Genomic DNA, 17629 nt, shown 5'->3' with positions numbered 1-17629 from the left:
CACCCTCAGTATATGGCAGATTTTCAGTCAACCCCGACTGGCGCACAGTACCGCCATGAACACACTCACAGACTTCTACCAACACCTGGGCCTGACCCTGTCATTGCTGGTCGTCGCCACCTTTATCCTCGCCGGCCTGATCAAAGGCATCATCGGCCTCGGCTTGCCCACGGTCGCCATGGGCCTGCTCGGTCTGGCTATGGCGCCATCGCAGGCAGCCGCGTTGTTGATCATCCCGGCTACCCTGACCAACCTCTGGCAACTGGCATTCGGCGGGCATTTAAAAGGCCTGATCAAACGCCTCTGGCCGATGCTGTTGATGATCTTCCTCGGCACCGGCATCGGCACGTTGTGGATCGGCATGGCCGGGGAACATTGGGTGGTACGCGGGCTCGGCGCGGCGTTGCTGTTGTATGCGCTGAGCGGATTGTTCCTGCCGACGCTGAGCGTAAATCCCCGCCACGAACCCTGGCTCGGCCCGGCCTGCGGTTTAATCACCGGCGTCATCACTTCAGCCACTGGCGTGTTCGTGATTCCGGCGGTGCCCTACCTGCAGGCGCTGGGTTTGAACCGCGACGAGTTGGTGCAGGCACTCGGCCTGTCCTTCACCGTTTCGACTCTGGCGCTGGCCGGCGGTTTGCTCTGGCGCGGCGCACTCGGCGGCGGTGAATTGAGCGCCTCGCTGCTGGCGCTGATCCCCGCCGTGCTGGGCATGTTGCTCGGCCAATGGCTGCGGCAACGCATCAGCGCCGTACTATTCAAACGGGTTTTCTTCATCGGTCTGGGCGCGCTCGGCGCCCACTTATTGATCAGCGGTTAGCCGACGCTTCGCTGAGCATGTCGATGGCGCGAATGTCGAAATCGCGTTCCAGATAGTCCATGCGCTCGGCGAAAAACGCCTTCATGTGCGGCAGATTCGAGTGCACATCCAGGTGCGCCTGGCTCTCCCAGATCTCGTAGAAGATAAACAGCGACGGATCTTCCTTGTCGCGCAGCATGTGGTACTCGATGCAACCGGGCTCGGCGCGGCTCGGTGCAACATAAGCGCGGAACAGCGCCTCGAAGGCCTCGGCTTTTTCCGGGCGGGTCTTGGCGTGCAGGATAAAACCCTGGCGTTCACTCATCACAACGACTCCTCAAGTACAGATGGCCGAGCATGCTATTGCAACAATCTGTGTTCGATTCGTGCTTTTTGGTCAAATGTATTTTGCGCAATCACGGCTTATTCCGCGCGAGGCAGATGGTTAATCTGCCGCCATTCCAGTTTCCCTTCTCCACCCAGCCGGAATGGCTGCGCCGAGGCTTTCTCATGAAAAAAGTATTGTTGTTGAATGGCGGTAAAAAATTCGCCCACTCTGACGGTCGTTACAACGCCACTCTGCACGAAGCGGCGCTGAGCGTGCTGGATCGCGGCGGGCTCGACGTCAAAACTACCTTCATCGACGAGGGTTACGACGTCGCTGAAGAAGTGGCGAAATTCCTCTGGGCCGACGTGATCATTTATCAGATGCCGGGCTGGTGGATGGGCGCGCCGTGGACGGTGAAAAAGTACCTCGACGAAGTCTTCACCGAAGGCCACGGCAGCCTCTACGCCAGCGATGGCCGCACCCGCTCCGACGCCTCGCAGAAGTACGGCAGCGGCGGGCTGATTCAGGGCAAGCAATACATGCTGTCGCTGACCTGGAACGCACCGCAACAAGCGTTTGATGACCCGACCGATTTCTTTGAGGCCAAAGGTGTTGATGCGGTGTACTTCCCGTTCCACAAGGCCAATGAGTTTCTGGGCATGACCGCGTTGCCGACGTTCCTGTGTGTGGATGTGATGAAGCGTCCGAACATCGAAGGTGATGTAGCGCGTTATGAGCAGCATCTGACCGAGGTGTTTGGGCTTAAGGCTTGAGATGATTTCCTGTGGCGAGGGGATTTATCCCCGATGGGTCGCGAAGCGGCCCCGCTCTTGATCCTGTAACAGAGCGGGCCTGCTGCGCAGTCCATCGGGGATAAATCCCCTCGCCACAAGTAGATCTCTGTGAACAGAAAATTCCTCACCCGCCCAAGCCATTCTTTCACCACAATACAGGGGTGATGACCATCGTAAGGGACACCCGTGAAAGCCAGATCCGATGAGTTGCAGATTTTCGTCTGCGTGATCGAGTGCGGTTCCATCTCCGCCGCTGCCGAGCAGGTCGGGCAAACGCCTTCGGCCGTCAGCCGCACGCTGTCGAAGCTGGAAGCCAAACTCGACACCACGCTGATCAACCGCACCACGCGGCGCATGGATCTGACCGAAGAGGGCAAGTACTTTTTCGAGCACGCCAAGCTGATTCTCGATCAGATGGATCAACTCGAAGAACGCCTGTCCTCACGCCAGCAAACTCCGTCCGGGCGCTTGCGCATCAACGCGGCGTCGCCGTTCATGCTCCACGCCGTCGTCCCCTACATCGACGAATTCCGCCGGCTCTACCCAGACATTCAGCTCGAACTGAACAGCAATGACCTGATCATTGACCTGCTGGAACAAAGCACCGACATCGCCATCCGCATCGGCACCCTCGCCGATTCGACGCTGCACGCGCGTTCGCTCGGTTGCAGTCCGCTGCTGATCGTCGCCAGTCCTGCGTATCTGGAAAAACACGGCGCGCCGCAGCAAGTCGCTGATCTGAGCGAACACACTTTGCTCGGCTTCACTCAGAACGAAGGCCTCAACCAATGGCCGCTGCGTTACGTGCACGGCGATCGCTGGCCGATCACCCCGGCGATCAGCGCCTCCAGCGGCGAGACTGTGCGGCATCTGGCGCTGGAAGGGCAGGGCATCGCTTGCCTGTCGCACTTCATGACCATTGACGACATCCGCGCCGGCCGTTTGAAAGTCCTGCTCGGTGAATTCAACAGCGGTTATCGCCAGCCGATCAACGCGGTGTACTACCGTAACTCGCAACTGGCGCTGCGCATTCAGTGCTTCCTCGACTTTATCCAGAGCAAACTCGCCGCCTACGCCAGCGCCGATTTCAAGGGCTGATTCGTGACCTCTGCGCAAGAGTGAATTGGGCGGGAGCGGGTTTTTCCCCCGGGCTCACGGGCCGATACTCGTCCCATCACTTACTCACGCAGGGAGTTTCTCCATGAACGTATTCGTCACCGGCGCTGCCGGTTTTATCGGCGGCTCGATCGCTACCGGTCTGGTTCAGGCCGGGCACAACGTCACCGGCCTGGTGCGCAGCGCCGAACAGGCTAATGAGCTGAAAGCACTCGGTATCACCCCGGTTATCGGCACACTCGACGACCAAGCACTGCTCGCCGAACAGGCCCGCGCCGCCGACGCCGTGATCAACGCCGCCAGCAGCGACCATCGCGGCGCGGTGGAAGCGTTGCTCGATGCTTTGCGCGGTACCAACAAAGTGTTCCTGCACACCAGCGGTTCGAGCATCGTTGGCGATGCGTCGGGCGGCAAGTCCAGCGACGTCATCTACTACGAAGACAATCTGCCGGAGCCGACCGTCGATAAAGCCGCACGCGTGGCCATCGACAACTTGATCCTCGCAGCGGCGAAGGACGGCGTGAACTCCGCCGTCATCTGCAACACGCTGATCTACGGGCATAGCCTGGGCGTCAAACGTGACAGCGTGCAACTGCCGCGACTGCTCAAGCAAGCGCGTAAAAGCGGTGTCGTTCGTCACGTCGGTACTGGCCAGAACATCTGGTCCAACGTGCACATCGAAGACGTCGTCGCCCTGTACCTGCTGGCGCTGACCAAAAACGTTCCGGGCACTTTCTACTTTGTTGAAAGCGGCGAAGCGTCGTTTATCGACATGACCACCGCCATGGCCCAAGCGCTGAACCTGGGCCAACCGCAAGACTGGCCATTGAAAGACGCTGAAGCCGAATGGGGCTATGAAATGGCCAACTATGGCCTCGGCTCCAACAGTCGTGTGCGCGGCAAACATGCGCGCGAAATACTGGGCTGGACGCCGAAGCGCACGTCAGTGGTTGAATGGATTCGTAACGAAATGGAGTGAGTTCACGCAACACCGAGTGAAGCCATTCGCGAGCAAGCCCGCTCCCACAGTTTGACCGCATTCTCACTGAAGGAATGCACTCAAAACTGTGGGAGCGAGCTTGCTCGCGAATGCGGTATCCCTGGCAACACAGATATTGAATGTGCAACCGCCATCGCCAGCAGGCTGGCTCCTACAAGTTAACCGCGTTCTGACTGAAGGAATGCACTCAAACTGTAGGAGCAAAGCTTGCTCGCGAAAGCGCTGTGTCAGTCGATAGAAATGTCGAATGTGACACCGTCTTCGCGAGCAAGCTCGGCTCCTACAGATCTTGTGTGGGCATGAAAATTCGCTGGGTGGATTTTCATTAATCACGACAAAACATATCTGTTAGCGACACACCTTACCTCTCCACGAAAATTACTTTCATGTGGTTTGAAATCTCGATCTCGAAATGATTTATGAGTTTCACAACCCATTCGAACGTGACCCTTTCGAGGAGTACCGCATGACGCCTGACTTCGGCTATTGGCTGCTGGTTTATGCAGCCGTTGCCATCATTGCTTTGATCGTGTTGATCGCCCGTTACCGGCTCAATCCGTTCATTGTCATTACCTTGATTTCCATCGGCTTGGCGCTGGTGGCCGGGATGCCGGCCTCCGGGGTTGTCGGGGCGTATGAGGCCGGGGTGGGCAAGACGCTGGGGCATATTGCGCTGGTGGTCGCGCTGGGGACGATGCTTGGCAAGATGATGGCCGAGTCCGGCGGCGCCGAGCAGTTGGCGCGCACGTTGATCGATAAATTCGGCGAGAAGAACGCGCACTGGGCGATGGTCTGCATCGCGTTTCTGGTCGGTTTGCCGCTGTTCTTCGAGGTCGGTTTTGTCTTGCTGGTGCCGATTGCATTCACCGTGGCGCGCCGTGTGGGTGTGTCGATTCTGATGGTCGGTTTGCCGATGGTCGCCGGTCTGTCGGTGGTGCACGCGCTGGTGCCGCCGCACCCGGCGGCGATGCTGGCGGTGCAGGCCTATCAGGCGTCGGTCGGGCAGACCTTGCTCTACGCGATTGCCATCGGCATTCCGACGGCAATCATTGCCGGCCCGCTGTACGCCAAATTCATCGTGCCGCGCATTCATTTGCCGGCGGATAACCCGCTGGAAAGACAATTCCTCGATCGCGAACCGCGCGACAAGCTGCCGGGTTTCGGCATCACCATGGCGACCATTCTGTTGCCGGTGGTGTTGATGCTGATCGGTGGCTGGGCCAACCTGATTTCCACGCCGGGCAGCGGTTTCAACCAGTTCCTGCTGTTCATCGGCAACTCGGTGATCGCGCTGTTGCTGGCGACGTTGCTGAGTTTCTGGACGCTGGGTATCGCTCAGGGTTTCAGCCGTGAATCGATCCTCAAATTCACCAACGAATGCCTGGCGCCTACGGCCAGTATCACTTTGCTGGTCGGCGCTGGCGGCGGTTTGAACCGCATTCTGGTCGACGCGGGCGTCACCGATCAGATCGTCGGCCTCGCTCACGAATTTCACCTGTCGCCGCTGATCATGGGCTGGCTGTTTGCAGCGCTGATGCGCATCGCCACTGGCTCGGCGACCGTGGCTATGACCACCGCATCGGGTGTGGTCGCGCCGGTGGCCATTGGTCTGGGATATCCCCACCCTGAGCTGTTGGTGCTGGCGACCGGCGCCGGGTCGGTTATCTTTTCCCACGTCAACGACGGCGGCTTCTGGTTGATCAAGGAATACTTCAACATGACGGTCGCCCAGACTTTCAAGACCTGGACTGTATTGGAGACCCTGATTTCGGTGGTCGCTTTTGCAATGACCCTCGGTCTTTCTTACCTGCTGTAACCGGAGCCAGCCGTCATGGACATCCTCTATCAGATCCGCGCCCGTCAGGATTCCTTCAGCGCCGGCGAAGGCCGTATCGCCCGGCTGATGCTCGACGACGTCGGTTTCGCCGCGAGTGCCAGCCTCGAAGACCTCGCGCAACGCGCCGAAGTCAGCACCGCCACGCTGTCGCGGTTTGCGCGCACGGTTGGCTGTCGTGACCTGCGTGATCTGCGTCTTCAACTGGCCCAAGCCAGCGGGGTGGGCAGCCGTTTTCTCGACCCTGCCGGTACGCCTGAACAGTCAGCGTTCTACGGACAAATCGTCGGCGATATCGAGACCACCTTGCGTCAGCATCTGGCCGGTTTCGATGAATCACGTTTCGCCGATGCAGTGAGATTGCTCGGCCAGGCGCGGATGATTCACGCGTTCGGCATGGGCGGGTGCTCGACCCTGTGCAGCGATGAATTGCAGGTGCGGCTGGTGCGCCTCGGATATCCGGTGGCGGTGTGTCATGACGCGGTGATGATGCGCGTCACCGCCGCCAGCCTCAACGCCGAACAAGTGGTCATCGTCTGCTCGCTGACCGGCATCACCCCGGAGCTGTTGGAAACGGTGGAACTGGCGCGCAACTACGGCGCGCGCATTCTCGCCATCACCCGCGCCGACTCGCCGCTGGCCGAACTGGCCGACGTCGTGCTGCCGCTGCAGAGTGCGGAAACCTCGTTCATTTTCAAACCGACGGCGGCGCGCTACGGCATGCTTCTCGCCATCGACGTGCTCGCGACCGAGCTGGCGCTGGCCAATCCTGAAGACAATCAAGAACGTCTGCGGCGGATCAAACTGGCGCTCGACGAATACCGTGGCGGCGACGATCACCTGCCGCTGGGAGACTGACATGTTGTACGACACCCTGATTCGCAATGCCCTGATCATCGACGGCAGCAACACGCCCGGCTACCAGGCCGACGTGGCCATCCGCGATGGCCGTATCGAGCGCATCGGCGATATGTCCGATGCCACGGCGACCGAAGAAATCGACGCCGCCGGCCGCGTGCTGGCGCCGGGTTTTATCGACGTGCACACCCATGACGACACGGTGGTGATTCGTCAGCCAGAGATGCTGCCAAAACTCAGCCAAGGCGTGACCACGGTGATTGTCGGCAACTGCGGAATTAGCGCCTCGCCCGTGAGTTTGAAAGGCAATCCACCGGATCCGATGAACTTGCTCGGCACTGCGGCGGCGTTTGTTTATCCACGTTTTAGCGATTACCGCGCGGCGGTTGAAGCTGCGAATACCACGCTGAACGTCGCCGCACTGATTGGCCACACGGCGCTGCGCAGCAATCATCTGGATGACCTGTTGCGCACCGCGACTCCGGAAGAAATCACGGCGATGCGCGAGCAATTGCGTGAAAGCCTTGAGGACGGTGCGTTGGGTTTGTCCACAGGTCTGGCCTACGCCAGCGCCTACAACGCATCCACCGATGAAGTGATGCAACTGACCGAAGAACTCACGGCATTCGGCGCGGTGTACACCACCCATTTGCGCAGCGAATTCGCCCCGGTTCTGGAGGCGATGGATGAGGCGTTTCAGATCGGTCGTCACGCCAAATCGCCGGTGATTATTTCCCACCTCAAGTGTGCAGGGGTGGGTAACTGGGGGCGCAGCCCTGAGCTCCTCGCTTCATTGGAAGAGGCCGCGAAAACCCACCCGGTTGGCTGCGATTGCTATCCGTATGCGGCGAGTTCTTCGACGCTGGATTTGAAGCAAGTCACCGATGCGCATCGCATCACCATCACCTGGTCGACGCCGCACCCGGAAGTCAGCGGTCGCGACTTGATCGACATCGCTGCGGAATGGAATCTGCCGCTGCTTGATGCCGCGAAACGCTTGCAACCGGCGGGGGCTGTTTACTACGGCATGGACGAGGCGGATGTACGAAGAATCCTCGCGCATCCGTTGTCGATGGTCGGTTCTGACGGACTGCCGGAAGACCCGTTCCCGCATCCACGCCTGTGGGGCGCGTTCCCACGGGTGTTGGGCCATTTCAGTCGTGATGTCGGGCTGTTTCCGCTGCACACCGCTGTGCACAAGATGACCGGGTTGTCGGCGGCGCGGTTTGGTTTGAAGGCGCGCGGCGAGATTCGTGAAGGTTTTTGGGCGGATCTGGTGTTGTTCGATCCGGCGACGGTGCGTGATGTCGCGGATTTCAACGATCCGCAAAGAGCGGCGCAGGGCATTGACGGGGTTTGGGTTAATGGCGTGTTGAGTTACCGCGACGGGCAGGCAAATGGGCGCAGGGAAGGGCGGTTTCTGGCGCGCGAAGGTGATTTACGCAAAGGATTTCATCAGTCGAAATCCCCCCTGTAGGAACTGCCGAAGGCTGCGATCTTTTGATCTACGTCTCATAGTGGCAATCTGAGATTAAAGAAAGCCATCAACAAGCCGAATTCCTGACATCCACCCCGTCTACACTGTGGGGCCAACCAGTCAGGGAGCACCCCATGAGCTTCGGCAAAACCACCCCGATCCTGCGGATCTTCGATGAAGCCAAAGCGGTAGAGTTTTACGTCGATTTTCTCGGATTCAAGATCGACTGGCAGCATCGCTTTGAAGCGAACTTCCCGCTGTACCTGCAGGTGTCGCGTGGCGAGTGTGTGCTGCATTTGTCCGAGCACCATGGCGACGCGAGCCCGGGTTCGGCGCTGCGTATCGAGACGGATGAGCTGGAGGCGTTTCAGCAGCAATTGATCGCCAAGGACTACAAGTTCTCGCACCCGCAGATTCAGGCGATGCCGTGGGGGAGTCAGGACATGACGATTGCCGATCCGTTTGGTAATCGGTTGGTGTTTACCAACGCAATCAGCTCGTAAAAAACGCAGGAGCAAAGCTTGCTCGCGAAAGCATGGGTTCAGTCAGCACAGATGCTGAATGCCATGGCGCATTCGCGAGCAAGCTTTGCTCCTACAGGGGGGGCCGTTACTCGATTGGTACTAATTGGTCCAGCACGCGATTGACCGCCATTTCCGCCACCATCACCACTTGCGCAATGCCCTGCAAAGTCTTGCGATGTGTGCCTTCAACCTGCGCGGCATGGTTGTTGAGCATTACGGTGGCCGAGCCAAGGGTTTCGCTGGCGTCGGTCAGCAGGGATTCGGTGTTTGCTGCAGGGTTGGCCATGTATAGCGTGTTAGGCGAATAGGGCGTGGCCATGAGGTCGGCGTTCGTCGGGCCGAGGTAGTGGTCGAGCGCGCGCTCGGCGGCTTCGTGGAATTTTCTGGAGTCGGGGGATTCATAGGGGGATGCCGGGTCGGTGGCCGGCGGGTTTGGCGTTATCTTGAACATAGCTGTGTTCCCTTTGTTGAGCGGCAACCCTTTGGCTACTAAACGAAAGGGTGGCAGCTGTACGCAGGTTAGTAGACCGGGGAACTCAGCTAAGCCGGCGCGCCGAAGCGCCCTGCGTACAGCCACCATCAAGCTCAGGTATGCAAGCACCTGTGATGAATGTACGACCAGCCGAGTTACCACCGGGCTACTAAACCCGATCACTGGAAATCAGTGACGCAATCAAGTTACGCAGCATGCTCAGGGCGCACAAGCCGGCGGATTCTGGCGTAGGCGTAGGTTATGACGCAAGGATTTGTGGGCTGTTTCGCGTAACGCCGGGTGTCCTTAAACAGCTGCGCTGCAGGATGTTTAATGCGCTCAGGTATCGAAGATTTGCTTGTAGGAATTGTGGGCTGCAACTGACGCCATCGCTGGCAAGCCAGCTCCCACAGTGTTTTGTGTCGTGCATAAAATTTGTGATCACCGCTGAACCTGTGGGAGCTGGCTTGCCAGCGATGAGGCCGGAACAATCACCCCCGATGCATCTGCCGAAACTCCCCCGGCGGCATCCCGCGTCGGCTCTTGAACGTGCGGTGAAACGACCTCGGTTCGGTAAACCCCAGATACTGCGCGATGTCCTGAATCGGTAGCGTACTGTTGAGCAAATAATGCTCCGCCAACTCCTGGCGCAAATCATCGAGAATCTGCTGATACGACGTCCCCGCCTGATGCAACTGGCGCTGCAACGTACGCACCGACACCGCCAGATGCTCGGCCACCTGTTCCTTGCGCGGCAAGCCTTCCTTGAGCAACTGCCGCAGAATGTTCTTCACCTGCTGCTCCAGCGACGCATCCTCCAGCGTTGCCATCAACCCCAGCGCATGTTCCTCCAGTGTGCGCAGTAACTGCGCATCGGCCTGACGTAGCGGCAACTGCAAATACGCCAGCGGCACAACCAGCGCCGAATACGCCTGATCAAACACCACCGGGCAATCGAAAAACGCCTCGTACTGCGCAGGCGTCGCCTCGGCCGGGCATGAATGTTCGAGCCAGACTGCGGCCGGCGACATCTGCGTGTCGGCGATCCAGCGTGCATATTGCAGCCATGAACCGAGCACGTTTTCCACCAGATGTCGGCGAATCCGTGGGCGCTGATAACGGCATGTCCAGATCAAATGCACGTGGCCATCCAGCACCTCGGCACGGCTGACACCCATGTCGCCGACCAGTTTTTCGAACGGCATGATCCGGCTCATCGCATCGCCCAACGTCGCGCAGTTCATGGTGATGTAACCGAGCACACTCCACGAATTGGGCAGGACGAAATTCGCCGCGTTGAGCCCGAACAACGGATCCCCCGAGTGTTCGCAGAAATAATCCAGCAGCCGCTCATGCGCCTCACCGGGCAAACGCAGGGTGTTGTCGCTCAACTGCTGCGCCTGCAAACCCGCCGCCGCCAACGCCGGTTCGACGGCCATGCCCAGTTGTTCGGCATGGCGCAGGTATTTGAGCAGGGGCGGAACTGAGGTGAAGCCGAGCGATTGCATGATCCCTTCCTTTGATCGACGGCCGCGTGGGCGGATGAATGCCTGAAAGGTAATTTGAAACCACGACTAAAGTAAATGGCTGACGCTTGCGCGACGTTTGACTCAATTGGCTACACGAACTGGCCGGATGCGACCGTGACACTTTGCGGCCGCTGGCTAGTATGGGGGCCTGAAATATCACTGATCTGACGGCAAAAAAGGACACACGCATGCGACGCTGGAACGGCTGGGGAGATGCAACCACGGTGGTCGAACTGCCGGCCCAGGGCGCGGAGTTTCTTCATGAGCGACTGGGCGAGGGACGCGCGCTGCCCGATGCCACGCTTGAAGCGGCATTGGCGCGTGTGCCGGCCTCGCGGTTGTCGGCGCACACTTTGTACAGTATCGATGCTCATGATCGTTTGTTGCATGCGCGGGGCCAAAGTCTGCCGGACTGGCTGGCGTTGCGCGAAGGTGCGCTGGGCAAATATCCAGATGCAGTGGCGTTTCCCGAGACCGCTGAGCACATTCGCCAATTGCTGGCGCTCGCCCACGAGCAGGACTTGTGCCTGATCCCGTATGGCGGCGGCACCTCGGTGGCCGGGCACATCAATCCGCCGGATTCTGCGCGGCCAGTGGTGACGGTGTCGCTGGCGCGGATGAATCGGCTGATCGATCTCGACGAGCAAAGCCTGCTGGCGACGTTCGGCCCCGGTGCGAGTGGGCCGCAGGTGGAAAGTCAGTTGCGTGCGCGGGGCTACACGCTGGGGCATTTTCCGCAGTCGTGGGAGTTGTCGACGTTGGGCGGTTGGGTTGCCAGTCGTTCCAGTGGTCAGCAGTCGTTGCGCTATGGCCGGATCGAGCAACTGTTTGCGGGCGGAACGCTGGAAACCTTTGCCGGGCCGATGCACATTCCAACCTTTCCGGCTTCGGCTGCCGGGCCAGATTTGCGCGAAGTGGTGTTGGGTTGCGAGGGCCGTTTCGGGATCATTTCCGAGGTCAAGGTGCGGGTCAGCGCGCTGCCTGCCGATGAACGTTTCTACGGCGTTTTTCTCGCCGACTGGCCGCAGGCACTCAGAGCCATTCGCCAATTGGCCCAGGCACGCGTGCCGCTGTCGATGCTGCGTTTATCCAACGCCGTGGAAACCGAAACGCAACTGGCACTGGCCGGTCATCCGCAACAAATCGCCTGGCTGGAAAAGTATCTGAAGCTAAGGGGGGCAGCTGAGGGCAAATGCCTGCTGACCTTCGGCGTCACCGGCAATCGCCGACAAAACGCATTGTCGCTGACACAGGCGCGGCAACATCTGAAGGCGTTCGGCGGCGTGTTCACCGGCACCTTGCTCGGCAAGAAATGGGCGCAGAACCGCTTCCGTTTCCCCTACCTGCGCGAGAACCTGTGGAACGCCGGTTACGTGGTCGACACCCTCGAAACCGCCACCGACTGGAGCAACGTCGACAACCTGCTCAATCTCATCGAAAACAGCCTGCGCAAGGCCTTGGCCGCCGAGGACGAGCGCGTGCATGTCTTCACCCACTTGTCCCACGTCTACGGCGAAGGTTCGAGCATCTACACCACTTACGTGTTTCGCCCGGCGGCGGATTACCCCGCGACGCTGGCACGCTGGAAAGCACTCAAACACGCGGCAAGTCAGACCATCGTCGACAACCACGGCACCATCAGTCACCAACACGGCGTCGGCAAAGATCACGCGCCGTACCTGTTGCGCGAGAAGGGCGCACTGGCGATGGATACCTTGCAGGCGCTGAGCAAACACTTCGATCCGGCCGGGCGCCTCAACCCCGGCACGCTGTTGCCGGAGTGACGGCCATGAGTCAGGACTGGAACGCCGCATGGCGCCAGCAAACTCTGCCAACACTGGCGGATGAAACCTGGGATCTGATCGTCATAGGTGGCGGCATCAGCGGCGCCGGAATCCTGCGTGAAGCGGCACGCCGAGGCTGGCGCTGCCTGTTGCTGGAGCAACGTGATTTTGCCTGGGGCACGTCCAGTCGATCGTCGAAAATGGTTCATGGCGGTTTGCGTTACATCGCCAAGGGCCAGTGGCGCCTGACCCGCGATTCGGTGCGCGAACGTCAGCGCTTGCTCGACGAAGCGCCGGGGCTGGTCGAACCGATGAGTTTCATGATGCCGCACTATCGCGGCGGCTTTCCCGGGCCTCGGGTGCTGGGTGGTTTGTTGAGCGTCTACGATGCTTTGGCCGGACGGCGCAGCCATCGTTTTCATGATGCACAACAGCTGCGTTATCTGGCGCCGGGCGTGAAGGAAAGTGACTTGCTCGGCGGCACCAGTTTTGTCGATGCGCTGACCGACGATGCACGGCTGGTGATGCGCGTGTTGAGCGAGGCGCGAGCGGATGGCGCGGTCGTGGTCAATGGCGTTCGCGTCGAGCATTTGCTGCGAGAAAACGGGCGAGTGTGCGGCGTTCAGATCGAAGACTGCGAGGCCGGCGCGACCCTGCAATTGCGTTGTTGCATGCTTGCTGTGGCCACCGGTGCATGGGCTGAACGCTTGCGGCCGACTGAGGCGCCACGGCAATTACGGCCGTTGCGCGGCAGTCATTTGTTGCTGCCGGGTTGGCGTTTGCCGGTGGCGCAGGCGTTTACGTTTTTGCATGAACGCGACCGCCGTCCGGTGTTCGTTTTTCCGTGGGAAGGCGCGACGGTGGTCGGCACCACGGATCTCGATCATCGCGAAGATCTGGATCACAGCGCGAGCATCAGCGGCGAAGAACTCGACTATCTGCTGGCGGCCTGCACACAACAATTTCCCGGTGCTGAAGTGACGGCGAATGACGTGTTGTCGACATGGTCGGGCGTGCGTCCAGTGGTTGGCAGTGCGGCGGGTAATCTTCAAGACCAACCGTCGAACGAAACCCGTGAACATGTGCTGTGGCAGGAGCCCGGATGCGTGACGCTGGCCGGCGGCAAACTGACCACGTTTCGCCCGCAAGCCATCGAAGTGCTCAAGGCCTGCGCGGACATGCTCGAACGTCCCTTCGTCGATGACGCCGCGCCCGTGTTTGCCGCCGTTCCTGCGCTGGCGATTGCAGAATTGAGCAACCAGCAATGGCGACGACTGGCCGGAAGGCATGGCCGAAACCTGCTGAGGCTGGCGCAACTGATCAAGAATATCGGCCACGAAACGGTCGGCGCCACGTACACCTTGTGGGCGGAACTGGCCTTCGCTTGCGAAGCGGAAATGGTTCTGCACCTCGACGATCTGCTGTTGCGCCGCACGCGTCTCGGCCTTTTGCTGCCTCACGGTGGCGAAGACTATTTCACCGCCATCCGCCAAATCTGCCAGCCACGACTCGGCTGGAGCGACGCATACTGGCAGCAGGAAATTCAGCGTTATCGGGCGTTGTGGCAACGCCATCACGGTCTGCCGGATGCCACGCCTTGATGCCCCTTGAAGAGAGCTCCATGGATAACCACCCGAACAAGCGTTACCTGCTGGCGATCGACAACGGCACCCAGAGCGTGCGCGCGTTGCTCTTCGATTTGCAGGGCAATCTGCTCGGCAAAGGCAAGGTTGAATTGCAGGCGTATTACTCGACGCAACCGGGCTGGGCCGAGCAGGATCCTGAGTATTACTGGGCGAAACTCGGCGAGGCGTGTCAGCAAGTCTGGGCGCAAACCGGCATTGATCGTTCGCAGATTGCTGGCGTTTCCCTGACCACTCAGCGCGGTACGGTGATCAATGTTGATGCCGAGGGCAAACCGCTGCGTCCGGCAATTTTGTGGCTCGATCAGCGCCAGAGTGAAGTCGAGGGCGGGATCAAAGGGCCGTGGGGCTGGTTGTTCAAACTGGTCGGCGCGCAGGGTACGGTGGATTATTTTCGTGCCCAGGCTGAGGCGAACTGGATTGCGCAGCATCAGCCAGAGGTGTGGGCGGCGACGGACAAGTTTTTGTTGCTCTCGGGGTTTCTCACTCATCGACTGTGCGGGCGTTTTGTCGATTCGGTGGGTTGCTGCGTCGGCTATCTGCCGTTTGACTTCAAACGCCTGAAATGGGCCGCGCCGAGTGACTGGAAATGGCAGGCGCTGGCAGTGCGTCCCGAGCAATTGCCGACCCTGCACAAACCCGGTGAAACCCTCGGCTACATCACCGCTGAAGCGGCTCGCCACACCGGCATTCCCGAAGGCTTGCCGCTGATTGCGGCAGGTGCCGACAAGGCGTGTGAAGTGGTCGGTGCCGGCGTGGTCGACGCGGGCACGGTGTGCCTGTCTTACGGCACCACGGCGACGATCACCAGCACCCGTTCGCGCTATCTGGAAATCGTCCCGTTGATTCCGCCGTACCCGTCGGCGGTGCCGGATCAGTTCAACTGCGAGGTGATGATTTATCGCGGTTACTGGATGGTCAGCTGGTTCAAGAACGAGTTCGGCTTGCGCGAGATGCAGCAGGCCAAAGAGCAGGGCATCGAGCCGGAGCAGTTGTTCGATGCGCTGGTCGATGCAGTGCCGCCAGGCTCGATGGGTTTGATGCTGCAACCGTACTGGTCGCCGGGGATTCGTGAGCCGGGCGTGGAAGCGAAGGGCGCGATGATCGGCTTCGGCGATGTGCACACCCGCGCGCATATTTACCGGGCGATTCTTGAGGGGCTGGCGTATGCCTTGCGCCAAGGCATGGAGAACATCGAGCGGCGTTCAAAGGTGTCGATAAAGCGCCTGCGCGTGGCCGGTGGCGGTTCGCAGAGCGATGCGGCGATGCAGCTTACGGCGAATATTTTCGGCCTGCCGGCAGAGCGTCCGCATGTGTACGAAGCATCTGGCTTGGGGGCGGCGATCTGCTGTGCAGTGGGGCTCGGATTGCACGCAGATTTCCCCACGGCCATCGCCGCGATGACCCGCGTCGGCCAGGTCTTCACCCCACAACCCGAAGCGCAGAAAATCTACGAGCAACTGTACAAAGAGGTCTACCTGCGCATGTACCGCCAGCTCAAACCGCTGTACCAGAGCATCCGCAAAATCACCGGCTACCCCGCCTAAAAGCACACCACAATTCCCCCTGTAGGAGCTGCCGAAGGCTGCGATCTTTTGATCTTGTTTTTTAAGATCAACATCAAAAGATCGCAGCCTTCGGCAGCTCCTACAGGGATCGTATCGTCACCTGAAATGGCGTACCGCCAGCTCAAACCGCTCTACCAAAGCATCCGCAAAATCACCGGCTACCCCGCCTGAAAAGCACACCACAATTCCCCCTGTAGGAGCTGCCGAAGGCTGCGATCTTTTGATCTTGTTTTTTAAGATCAACATCAAAAGATCGCAGCCTTCGGCAGCTCCTACAGGGATCGTATCGTCACCTGAAATGGCGTACCGCCAGCTCAAACCGCTGTACCAGAGCATCCGCAAAATCACCGGCTACCCCGCCTGAAAAGCACACCACAATTCCCCCTGTAGGAGCTGCCGAAGGCTGCGATCTTTTGATCTTGTTTTTTAAGATCAACATCAAAAGATCGCAGCCATCGGCAGCTCCTACAGGGATCGTGTTGAGATTTGAATTGGCGCCATCGGAGACTTTTTCTGGTGAGATCGGACAGTGTCAGCGGCGGGGGCGGTTGTTAGGCTCATTCCCCACGGCACCTCCAATAAGAACCCGGCAATGAAGCTGACATTCCTCCTGTTGCTGCTTTGTGCAACGGCCCCAAGTGCTTGGGGCTGGTCGAACCATACGGTGGGCAGCTACCTGGCGTTGCAGGATCTGCCGGGGTTGCGCGATGCGCCACTGGTGGAAGTCGAGCCGCTGGAAAACTTCCTCACGCAGCAATACCAGGCCGTCAGCACATTGCTGGAAGAGCAGGAAACCTTCGCCCGCGAACACTTCGCTCAATACCCGCCACGCCCCGATGCGCTGAAATTACCGGCCAAACCGAGTGACAATCTGCGCCACGACTTTTTCACCGCGCTGCGCATCAACCCGCAGATTCATCTGGCGATGGTCATCCAGCCATTGCCCGGCAAAGACCTGCCCGAGCGCGAGCATCTGCAAGCCAATCAAGTCATGGTCGAACAAACCCTGTCACCGTGGAATCGCCAGCGCTTTATCGTCGTCGCCAACCACGAAAAAGTCGCGCCACTCGCGGTGCTGGCCAGCGCCGCCGACGAGCCGGATTACGGCCACGACATCAACCTGTTCAGCGACAACCCCGGCGACGCTGGCGCGCGCTACGGCTTCGGCCCGCAACCCTTTGGTGACGAGCGTTTCCAGTACAGCTCGCAAGCGCCGTTCCACATGGGCTTCTTCCACGAAAGCCCGGTGGTCTATGCCGCTGCCGGATTCCTCGAACGCAGTTGGCCGGACTGGCGCGCGTATCAATACATGGGCCTGGCGCGACTGGCATTTGCCAGCGGCCATCCGTATTGGGGTTATCGCTTTCTCGGCTGGGGCCTGCACCACGTTCAGGATCTGACTCAGCCGTATCACGCCAAGCCATTGCCGGGTGTCGACCTCGCCAGTCTTTTGCTGCTGGAAGGCAAGGCGCTGGCTGGTTTCGCCGCCGACAAACAAGCCTCCATCGAACGCGTTGCGACCCGGCACATGGAAGTCGAAAAGTATCAATCCACCTGGTTGCGGCGTTTGCTGCGTGCCGGCAATCCGCATCCGATGCTCGACGCTTACACCGATGTCGCCCAAGACAAATCCTATCCGCCGTACTCGGTCGACTACCTGCGCGAAGTGGTCAGCGCTGAGTCGGTCGATGACTCCGCCGCCTTCGACGAAGCGATCGGGCAGTGGCTGGAAACGGCGCCAGCGACCAGCGATTTCAGCAGCGGCAATCAGCTGCAACGCGAAGATTTCGACCATCCGGCACTCAATCAACAGCTGTTCAAACTGCTCGGCCATTTCGGCGCGCACAGCCGGATTTACGTCAGCGCGGGATTGGCGCCCTAGCCACCGCGACAGGACAAAAAA

Annotated in this window: 16 protein-coding genes; 12 read left to right on the top strand and 4 right to left on the bottom strand. The window is 59.8% G+C overall.

What is annotated here, in order from left to right:
- Positions 1-55 precede the first annotated feature (55 nt).
- Positions 56-820, top strand: a complete 765-nt coding sequence (locus KFS80_RS05555; RefSeq protein WP_212544189.1) for a sulfite exporter TauE/SafE family protein — start codon at positions 56-58, stop codon at positions 818-820.
- Here KFS80_RS05555 and KFS80_RS05550 read toward each other — a convergent pair.
- On the bottom strand, positions 810-1124 hold the full coding sequence (locus KFS80_RS05550) for a putative quinol monooxygenase (protein WP_212544188.1): 315 nt from the start codon (positions 1122-1124) through the stop codon (positions 810-812). The genes KFS80_RS05555 and KFS80_RS05550 overlap by 11 nt on opposite strands.
- A 185-nt stretch (positions 1125-1309) precedes the next feature.
- Here KFS80_RS05550 and mdaB point away from each other — a divergent pair, with 185 nt between their 5' ends.
- From mdaB to KFS80_RS05515, 7 genes are all read left to right on the top strand, one after another.
- Positions 1310-1900, top strand: a complete 591-nt coding sequence (gene mdaB / locus KFS80_RS05545) for an NADPH:quinone oxidoreductase MdaB (protein WP_008083391.1) — start codon at positions 1310-1312, stop codon at positions 1898-1900.
- A 207-nt stretch (positions 1901-2107) separates the two neighbouring features.
- Positions 2108-3019: a LysR family transcriptional regulator gene (locus KFS80_RS05540; protein WP_053116979.1), complete on the top strand. Its 912-nt coding sequence runs from the start codon at positions 2108-2110 to the stop codon at positions 3017-3019.
- Between the two features lie 103 nt (positions 3020-3122).
- Positions 3123-4016 carry an NAD-dependent epimerase/dehydratase family protein gene (locus KFS80_RS05535; protein WP_212544187.1) on the top strand — a complete coding sequence of 298 codons (894 nt, stop codon included), beginning with the start codon at positions 3123-3125 and terminating at the stop codon, positions 4014-4016.
- Positions 4017-4503: 487 nt separating this feature from the next.
- Entirely contained in the window at positions 4504-5853 is a 1350-nt protein-coding gene (locus tag KFS80_RS05530; protein WP_159812847.1) for a GntP family permease, read from the top strand.
- 15 nt (positions 5854-5868) lie between these two features.
- A complete protein-coding gene (locus KFS80_RS05525) occupies positions 5869-6729 on the top strand; it encodes a MurR/RpiR family transcriptional regulator (protein ID WP_212544186.1) in 861 nt (286 codons plus the stop codon).
- 1 nt (position 6730) lies between these two features.
- Positions 6731-8206 carry an N-acyl-D-amino-acid deacylase family protein gene (locus tag KFS80_RS05520; protein ID WP_212544185.1) on the top strand — a complete coding sequence of 492 codons (1476 nt, stop codon included), beginning with the start codon at positions 6731-6733 and terminating at the stop codon, positions 8204-8206.
- A gap of 134 nt (positions 8207-8340) precedes the next feature.
- Positions 8341-8709 carry a glyoxalase superfamily protein gene (locus KFS80_RS05515; protein WP_212544184.1) on the top strand — a complete coding sequence of 123 codons (369 nt, stop codon included), beginning with the start codon at positions 8341-8343 and terminating at the stop codon, positions 8707-8709.
- A gap of 106 nt (positions 8710-8815) precedes the next feature.
- Here the strand turns inward: KFS80_RS05515 and KFS80_RS05510 are convergent, their stop codons facing one another.
- Positions 8816-9181 (bottom strand): DUF6124 family protein, encoded by a 366-nt coding sequence (locus KFS80_RS05510; RefSeq protein ID WP_212544183.1) that lies wholly within the window; start codon positions 9179-9181, stop codon positions 8816-8818.
- Between the two features lie 512 nt (positions 9182-9693).
- The gene (gene gliR, locus KFS80_RS05505) at positions 9694-10710 is read right to left on the bottom strand and encodes an AraC family transcriptional regulator GliR (RefSeq protein ID WP_212544182.1); all 1017 of its coding nucleotides are present in this window, start codon (positions 10708-10710) and stop codon (positions 9694-9696) included.
- A 209-nt stretch (positions 10711-10919) separates the two neighbouring features.
- Between gliR and KFS80_RS05500 the strand changes: the two genes are divergently transcribed.
- From KFS80_RS05500 to KFS80_RS05490, 3 genes are read left to right on the top strand one after another with little or no spacing between them, the layout of a single operon-like run.
- Positions 10920-12515 carry an FAD-binding oxidoreductase gene (locus KFS80_RS05500; RefSeq protein ID WP_212544181.1) on the top strand — a complete coding sequence of 532 codons (1596 nt, stop codon included), beginning with the start codon at positions 10920-10922 and terminating at the stop codon, positions 12513-12515.
- A 5-nt stretch (positions 12516-12520) separates the two neighbouring features.
- Positions 12521-14116 carry a glycerol-3-phosphate dehydrogenase/oxidase gene (locus KFS80_RS05495; protein ID WP_212544180.1) on the top strand — a complete coding sequence of 532 codons (1596 nt, stop codon included), beginning with the start codon at positions 12521-12523 and terminating at the stop codon, positions 14114-14116.
- A gap of 20 nt (positions 14117-14136) precedes the next feature.
- On the top strand, positions 14137-15705 hold the full coding sequence (locus KFS80_RS05490; RefSeq protein ID WP_212544179.1) for an FGGY-family carbohydrate kinase: 1569 nt from the start codon (positions 14137-14139) through the stop codon (positions 15703-15705).
- Between the two features lie 117 nt (positions 15706-15822).
- Here the strand turns inward: KFS80_RS05490 and KFS80_RS05485 are convergent, their stop codons facing one another.
- Positions 15823-16062, bottom strand: a complete 240-nt coding sequence (locus tag KFS80_RS05485; RefSeq protein ID WP_212544178.1) for a hypothetical protein — start codon at positions 16060-16062, stop codon at positions 15823-15825.
- A gap of 256 nt (positions 16063-16318) precedes the next feature.
- Between KFS80_RS05485 and KFS80_RS05480 the strand changes: the two genes are divergently transcribed.
- On the top strand, positions 16319-17608 hold the full coding sequence (locus tag KFS80_RS05480; RefSeq protein WP_212544177.1) for a phospholipase C/P1 nuclease family protein: 1290 nt from the start codon (positions 16319-16321) through the stop codon (positions 17606-17608).
- Positions 17609-17629: the final 21 nt, after the last annotated feature.

Source organism: Pseudomonas rustica, assembly GCF_018336155.1.
Taxonomy (GTDB): Bacteria; Pseudomonadota; Gammaproteobacteria; order Pseudomonadales; family Pseudomonadaceae; genus Aquipseudomonas; species Aquipseudomonas rustica.
Note: the sequence above shows the minus strand (reverse complement) of the source record. Positions and strands in the feature narration are given on the sequence as shown.

Coding starts and splice junctions, on each gene's coding strand:
- KFS80_RS05555 (WP_212544189.1), top strand. CDS start 56: ATGAACACACTCACAGACTTCTACCAACACCTGGGCCTGACCCTGTCA.
- KFS80_RS05550 (WP_212544188.1), bottom strand. CDS start 1,124: ATGAGTGAACGCCAGGGTTTTATCCTGCACGCCAAGACCCGCCCGGAA.
- mdaB (WP_008083391.1), top strand. CDS start 1,310: ATGAAAAAAGTATTGTTGTTGAATGGCGGTAAAAAATTCGCCCACTCT.
- KFS80_RS05535 (WP_212544187.1), top strand. CDS start 3,123: ATGAACGTATTCGTCACCGGCGCTGCCGGTTTTATCGGCGGCTCGATC.
- KFS80_RS05530 (WP_159812847.1), top strand. CDS start 4,504: ATGACGCCTGACTTCGGCTATTGGCTGCTGGTTTATGCAGCCGTTGCC.
- KFS80_RS05525 (WP_212544186.1), top strand. CDS start 5,869: ATGGACATCCTCTATCAGATCCGCGCCCGTCAGGATTCCTTCAGCGCC.
- KFS80_RS05520 (WP_212544185.1), top strand. CDS start 6,731: ATGTTGTACGACACCCTGATTCGCAATGCCCTGATCATCGACGGCAGC.
- KFS80_RS05515 (WP_212544184.1), top strand. CDS start 8,341: ATGAGCTTCGGCAAAACCACCCCGATCCTGCGGATCTTCGATGAAGCC.
- KFS80_RS05510 (WP_212544183.1), bottom strand. CDS start 9,181: ATGTTCAAGATAACGCCAAACCCGCCGGCCACCGACCCGGCATCCCCC.
- gliR (WP_212544182.1), bottom strand. CDS start 10,710: ATGCAATCGCTCGGCTTCACCTCAGTTCCGCCCCTGCTCAAATACCTG.
- KFS80_RS05500 (WP_212544181.1), top strand. CDS start 10,920: ATGCGACGCTGGAACGGCTGGGGAGATGCAACCACGGTGGTCGAACTG.
- KFS80_RS05495 (WP_212544180.1), top strand. CDS start 12,521: ATGAGTCAGGACTGGAACGCCGCATGGCGCCAGCAAACTCTGCCAACA.
- KFS80_RS05490 (WP_212544179.1), top strand. CDS start 14,137: ATGGATAACCACCCGAACAAGCGTTACCTGCTGGCGATCGACAACGGC.
- KFS80_RS05485 (WP_212544178.1), bottom strand. CDS start 16,062: ATGCTCTGGTACAGCGGTTTGAGCTGGCGGTACGCCATTTCAGGTGAC.
- KFS80_RS05480 (WP_212544177.1), top strand. CDS start 16,319: ATGAAGCTGACATTCCTCCTGTTGCTGCTTTGTGCAACGGCCCCAAGT.